This is a genomic window from Pseudactinotalea sp. (assembly GCF_048594945.1).
Classification (GTDB): domain Bacteria; phylum Actinomycetota; class Actinomycetes; order Actinomycetales; family Beutenbergiaceae; genus Pseudactinotalea.
On record NZ_JBMDXJ010000285.1, the window covers coordinates 1 to 4,869 of the forward strand.

Annotated in this window: 4 protein-coding genes; all 4 read right to left on the minus strand. The window is 68.3% G+C overall.

Annotated elements, in window-relative coordinates; all coding sequences use genetic code 11:
- Positions 1–907 (minus strand): FAD-dependent oxidoreductase (locus tag ACOJSN_RS12355; protein ID WP_420112799.1); only part of this gene is annotated, 907 nt, incomplete at its 3' end.
- Positions 908–1,025: 118 nt separating this feature from the next.
- Positions 1,026–2,636 (minus strand): DUF4832 domain-containing protein, encoded by a 1,611-nt coding sequence (locus ACOJSN_RS12360; protein ID WP_420112800.1) that lies wholly within the window; start codon positions 2,634–2,636, stop codon positions 1,026–1,028.
- A 39-nt stretch (positions 2,637–2,675) separates the two neighbouring features.
- Positions 2,676–4,376: an extracellular solute-binding protein gene (locus ACOJSN_RS12365; protein ID WP_420112801.1), complete on the minus strand. Its 1,701-nt coding sequence runs from the start codon at positions 4,374–4,376 to the stop codon at positions 2,676–2,678.
- An 89-nt stretch (positions 4,377–4,465) separates the two neighbouring features.
- The coding region (locus ACOJSN_RS12370) for a carbohydrate ABC transporter permease (RefSeq protein ID WP_420112802.1) at positions 4,466–4,869 on the minus strand (404 nt) is incomplete at its 5' end.

Sequence of the window (4,869 nt, forward strand, 5' to 3'; positions counted from 1 at the left end):
TGAGGACGTGCTCTCCCACGAAGCGGCGGTACTCGCGCTTGCCGGGCACCGAACCGACCCACTCGAGGGTGAGGTTCTCTGCGTCGAACCGACCGGAGTTCTTGATGTGGTCCCACAGCCCGTAGCAGACCCCCTGCAGCTCGTCGCGGATTCGCTCGTTGTCGTGGACGACGTCCAGCTCGCCGCCCCATTCGATCCACCAGAAGGCGCAGCCCCGCATGTCCTGGCGGATGATGCGATGCTCGGGGATCCCTGCCGCGTCGACGTCGACCGCGAAGGCGGGCGGCACGAACTTCGAGGGTTCACCGACGTCCTTGGAGTAGAACAGGATCGTGCTGCCCAGCATGTTCTGGTCCGGCACCTCCGGCGCCCAGGACTCCCCGAACCGGTCGTGCGGCTCCCGGCCGGCCATGTACTCTGCCCCGGCGAGGAAGCCCACCAGGCCGTCCCCGGTGCAGTCGATGAACGTCGCGGCCTCGAGCGTGATCCGGCGTTCGGAGCCGCTCATCCATCCGGTGACGCTGCGGATCACGCGCGCGTCCGCCGGCCCGTCGGCCGTCACCTCGGTGATATCGGTGTTCAGCAGAAGCGTGATGTTCGGTTCGGCGCGGACCTTCTCGAGCAGCAGCAGGTCCCAGTAGTAGGGATTGCCCTCGGGGTTGCGGTACTGGTTCTCCACGAACAGCTCGCCCATGATGCCGGTCTCCCGGGCGAACAGGTGGATGCCGTGGGCGGTCGCGCCGCACACCCACACCCGCACCTCGCTCGAGGAGTTCCCGCCGAGCACGGGCCGGTTCTGTGCGAGCACCACATTCCGGCCGCGGCGGGCCGCGCCGATCGCCGCGCAGACACCGGCGAGCCCCCCTCCGAGCACGGCGATGTCGGGGCGGAGTGTCTCCTCGATCAATGGTCGCTGCCTTTCGATCCTGCTGTGGTGGGTGGTGCGCTGAGCGCTGGGTGCTGACTCCCGGGTGCTGGGGTGCCCGGCCCGACCCGACGCAGGGTGCGGACCGGGCCAACCTCGCTCAGCCCACGCGGCAACTGCCGAGGAGCAGCCAGCCGTCCGCGGTGCGGTCGCCGGTCGCCGCGAGCTCGATTCCGGGCATGTCGCCGCGCGTGGTGTCGATGATGGCAATGCCCCAGGCGAGGCGATCTCGGCGCGGGCCTCGCACCGTCACGTCGAGCGAGTGCTCGTAAGTCTCGCCCCGGGCCCATTTCGAGGGCTGCGCGGAGTCGTCGACGAAGAGCTGGACCACTCGATGGTCCTCCTCCTCGTCCAATAGGGCGAGGGCGACCTTGTACTTCCCCTCCCATTGCGGGAGGTCCCCCGGGAACACGCCCCACCCCAGGTTCGTCCAGCTGTGGGAGATCGTGCAGCGGTGCTGTCGCGGAAGGCTCCGCGGCACTGTGACCTCCACCGGCTGCAACCGGTACCCGCCTCGGGAGATGAAGTCTTCCACCAGGTCCGGTGCGTCCTCGAACCAGGAGACGGTCTCGTTGATGCGGAAGTCCATGGTGTTCACCTGCGCCTCGACGGCGTCCTCGTACTCGCCACGACGGACGTCCTCGATGGTCTCGTAGCCGCGAGGGTCGTCGGTGTAGCTGTGCGACTGCGTGACCCACCCGCCCTCGAACATGATCGGCAGCTTCCCGATCCACGGCGCTGCGAAGTCCCGCTCCCATCCGCTGTAGTACGTGGTCATCCCGAAGGCGTCGTGCCGAAGCATGTACCCCTTGTCGATCGCGTACTCGAGCAGCGCGGCGCTGCCGGGATCCGGCTCGCCCCAGTCCTCGGTGCCTCCGATCATGCGGTGGTAGTTGATGGCGAGCGGCACTTTGGCAAAGGCCTCGGAATACAGGTCGACGCTCCAGTGGAAGACCGCCTCCCGATTCGCGTCGTCGAGATAGCGCATCGAATGTCCCTCGCCCCATTTGCCCAGGCCGTATCCGTCGACGAAGTCCACCGCGGTCGGGTCGTCGAAGCGTTCTCCGAGGGCGCGCACGAAGGTCTCGTACTTGTCCTGGAACACCGGGTCGTCCGGGTACGGCGACCAGACGGTCGTCGAGCCTGTCTGGGTCTCGTACCCCTGGGCCCCGGCCTCGCGGACGTACGGCGGGGTGAAGTCGCTGGACTTGTCGCGACTGTCCACGACCACGCGGAAGGCCAGGCGCATGCCGCGCTCCTCGGCGCCTTCGATCATCGTCCGCAGTCCCTCGTGGACGTTCCAGCCATACACCCCCTCTTCGGGGTTCAGCACCGTCCATGCGAGACGGAAGTACAGGGTGTGGGCGTAGTCGGCGACGCGCACCGTGTCTTCGCGCCCGGGGACGACGAGTGCGTCGTAGTTCGTCCAGTAGTCGTCCGCAGGGCTGCCCGTGCCGTACAGCACCCAGCCGGTCAGCGGGTTGCGCAGCACGGTGGTGGTATCCGCCGGCGGCCGGTGGGTGACCTCGCCCGGGCGGGGGCGTCCCGCGTCCGCGCCGGCCTCGGGGCGGTCCGTACCGTGCGCGGTCGCGCCGGCCGTTCCCAGGGCGCCGGTCGCGGCGGCGGTGGTCGCAGCGACCGCGCCGAGCACGGCACGTCTGCCCGGTGCTCCGTGAGCGGTGGTGCGGGGGGTCTCTCGGTTCTCGTTCATCATCGTCTCCTCGTCGAGATCTCGGGGTGATGCGCGGCCTCAGCCGAGCTGTTCGGTGTACTCCTCGCGGATGGTGTCGCCATATCCGGACGTCCAGCTCTCGACCGCGGTGTGCACCGTGTCCAGAGCGGCGCGTCCCAGCACGTACTCGGTCGCCGCGGTGAGCACGTCACCCTCCGCGGAGCTCGCCTTCGAGGAGGTGGGGGAGTACAGCCCTGCCACCGCGCTCTTGAGCAGCATGCTCTCGGTCGCCTGCTGCCAGGCGTGATCGCGGGTGATCCGATCCTCGAGCGGCACCGCCGAGAACAGCACCTGCGGAGGTGCGGAGAGATAGCTGACGGCGGAGGGGCCGATCTGTGCCGTGCCGTCGGAGGTGAGTGTCACCGACCCGTCGGCCTCTCGTTGGTGGTGCACGCCCTCAGCGCCGTAGGTCAGGAAGAAGTTCTCCTCCGAGCCGAAAGGGGCGGCGAGGTAGTTGAGGATCCTCAGCTGCTCCACCAGTCGCTCGCCCTCGGCCTTCTTCAGCGCCGTGAAGGAGAACAGGGAGCTGCCCTGGTACATGATCCCAGGACCGCCGGACGCCGCGAACGGGACGATCGCGTCGTACGGCGTCGAGGGAGAGGTCTTGTCCAGCAGCGCCGAGATGCCGTCCTGATGGAGCAGGGAGGTCCCCGCAGCGAGGTAGGCCTTGGCCTGGGAGCCGGAGGACGAAGGGGTGTCCGGGTGATACACGCCGAGGTCCCACAGCTGCTTGATGTAGTCGAGGGTCTCGAACCAGGCGTCGGTCTCGAAGCGGTGGATCAGCTGGTCGTCCTCGAGCCCCCACTGGTTCGGCACCCCGAACATCGCGCCGAGGAAGTCCCATCCCCAGTCGACGGCGGAGCCGCCGCTCTGTCCGGTCAGCGCGAAGCGTCCCGCCCGGGGATCGGTGACCTCGGTGAGCATCGTCGTGAACTCGTCCTTGGAGGTCGGGGCGGGCTCCTCGCCCAGGATCTCCTCGAAGAGGTCCGGACGCGAGACCATGATCGATCCGAACGCGGGGCGGTGGACCGGGGTGCCATAGATCCTTCCGTTGACGCGACAGCTCTCCCACGAGATGGCCGGGATGTTGGCCAGATTCGGGTAGTCCGCGATGGCATCGCCCGAGAGAAACTCGGTGAGGTCGGCGAACTGCGCGTCGAGCAGCTGCGGATGGTTCGGCGGGAGGTCGAAGGCGATGAATTCGACCATGTCCGGCACATCGCCGCCCGCCACCACGGTCGCGAACTTCTGCGTGAAGGTGTCCGACGAGGTGATCTGCAGGTCCAGCTCGGTGCCCAGGCGCGCTTTGACCTCGTCGAGGAACGGATTGGTGCTGGGCGGCGGGGTCGAGTAGGAGATGATGAAGGCGGAGACGGGGTCGGAGGACTGCGGCATCTGCGCGTCGTCGACGGAGCTCCACAGGTCGGCCGCCTGGGGCGGTGAGAAGTAGCCGGGCTGGACGATCTCGGTGCCCGGCAGATCGGGCGTGGGGCCGTCGGAGATCGGGGTGTAGGTGGGCAGGGGCGCCAGATCGGTGTTGATCTCGGCGGACGAACCCGACCCGCCGCTCGAGCCGCCGCATCCGGCGAGTGCAGAGGCTCCGGTAAGCGCGGCAATCCCCAGGCCCGCCCCGGAGAGCAGCCGGCGGCGCGACACCCCGGAGTCGCCCGCGGGCGGGACGGCGAGGTGAGCGACATGAGGCGTGGTGAGGTGTGACATGGGAACTCTTTCGTGGCGATGGACAGCAGGGACAGCGGGACGGACGAGTGGGGAGAGCAGGACGGCAGCCGGTGCGCGGCGGACGTAGGTCAGCCCTTCACGGCGCCGGTGAGCACGCCCTTGGTGAGATGGCGCTGGACGAACGGGTAGACCATCAGGATCGGGACGATCGCGATCATGACCACCGCCATCTGCACCGACTGCGGGGGAGGGGCGACTGAGTCGGTCGAGGCGCCCACCAGCGAGGACCCCTGCAGCACGTAGGAGCGCAGCACGAGCTGCAGCGTCCACTTCGAGGTGTCGTCGATGTAGAGCATCGCGTTGAAGAACGCGTTCCAGTAGCCGACGGCGTAGAACAGGGCGACCACGGCGATCACCGCCCGAGAGAGCGGCACGATGATCCGGGTCAGGATGCGGAACTCGCCGGCACCGTCGATCTTCGCCGAGTCCACGAGCTCCTGCGGGATGCCCATCATGAATCCCCTGACCACCA